The 1,463-nt window shown below is 47.5% G+C and carries 2 protein-coding genes; both read left to right on the top strand.

Annotated features, from left to right (window positions below; genetic code table 11):
* Nucleotides 1-89: 89 nt before the first annotated feature.
* Entirely contained in the window at nt 90-1,130 is a 1,041-nt protein-coding gene (gene istA, locus CDZ87_RS16770) for an IS21 family transposase (RefSeq protein WP_100754541.1), read from the top strand.
* Nucleotides 1,117-1,463, top strand: a 347-nt coding sequence (locus CDZ87_RS16775) for an ATP-binding protein (RefSeq protein WP_172953607.1), incomplete at its 3' end; no start/stop codon positions are given. The genes istA and CDZ87_RS16775, both read left to right, overlap by 14 nt.

Consider the following 1,463-nt stretch of genomic DNA (forward strand, 5'->3'; position numbering starts at 1 on the left):
TGTCACCGATCATGCAAAACTGATCCACTAACGATCATCGAAAACTGATCCACTTGGTATCATCCGTTTATTTTTTATACGGGTGATTTATGTTAACCAAGGAGACATTTGTGGATATTCATGTTCGCTTTGCACAAGGCCAAAGCATTCGTAAAATTGCCCGTCAATTAGGCATCTCTCGTAACACCGTAAAACATCATTTGCAGCAGCATCAGATGCCCTCTTACGCGCAACGAGCAAAACCCGTGACAAAACTAGAGCCCTTTAAACCCTATCTCGTTCAACGAATTGAGCAGGCCAAACCTGATTGGATACCTGCTACCGTCTTGTTTGACGAGGTGGTTCAACTCGGCTATCAAGGCGGTATTGCTCAGCTCCGTCGCTTTGTGTGTCAGTTTAAACTTTGTTCCACTCCTGAGCCGGTTGTTCGTTTTGAAACCCTCCCAGGGCAGCAAATGCAAATCGACTTTACCACCATTCGGCGCGGTAAACGGCCGCTCAAAGCCTTTGTCGCCACCTTAGGTTATTCGCGCGCCACTTTCGTCAAGTTCTTTGATAACGAGCGTGCGCATGCATGGCAACAAGGTTTAAAAGAAGCGTTTGAGTATTTCGGTGGCGTACCCGAGCAGGTGTTGTGTGACAACGCTAAAGCACTCATCATTGAGCGAGATGCTTATGCACAAGACGAGCATAAGTTGCATGACGAGATGCTACAGATGTCGAAAGACTACGGCTTTAAGCTGGTTGCTTGTAAACCCTACCGAGCCAAGACTAAAGGGAAAGTTGAGCGTTTTAACCACTATCTAAAAAACAGCTTCGTTGTGCCACTTCGCGCCCAATTGCGTGCGCAAAATCTTGAACTGGATGTACAGATAGCCAACGCAAAAGTCGGCCCATGGTTACAACGTGTAGCGAATCAACGCATTCATGGCACCACGTTAGCTATCCCTTCAGAGCGCTTGCGAGAAGAAGTGAAGCAGTTACTTCCTTTACCAAGGTTGGTACAGGGGGCAAGCCAACACAAGTCTGCTCCAGACATCCGTATTGTGCCGCCGCTAGAGTCTATTAATCTACAACATCCTATGAACGTTTACGAAGCGCTGTTAGGAGGTGACCATGCTACTTCATGAACAAATCGGTCATCTCTGTGACTCACTGAAACTCAGCTCTGTTGCCGCCTCTTGGCCATCGTTGGCGGAGCAATGTATTGCTCAGGAAAAGAGTTATGGTGAATTTCTACGCGCCTTATTGGAAAGCGAGCAGCAACAACGAGACGAGCGCACCCGACAACTTTTCAGTCGTATGGCCGGTTTTCCCGCGCATAAAGAGTTAAGTACGTTTGATTTTAAGTTCGCCACCGGCGTCCCGAAACAACAGATACAAGAATTAAGTGCGCTGACCTTCATTGAGCGTAATGAAAACGTGGTGCTACTTGGACCAAGCGGTGTCGGTAAAACGCATGT

The sequence above is a fragment of the Vibrio salilacus genome (genome assembly GCF_002811245.1).
Lineage (GTDB): Bacteria > Pseudomonadota > Gammaproteobacteria > Enterobacterales > Vibrionaceae > Vibrio > Vibrio salilacus.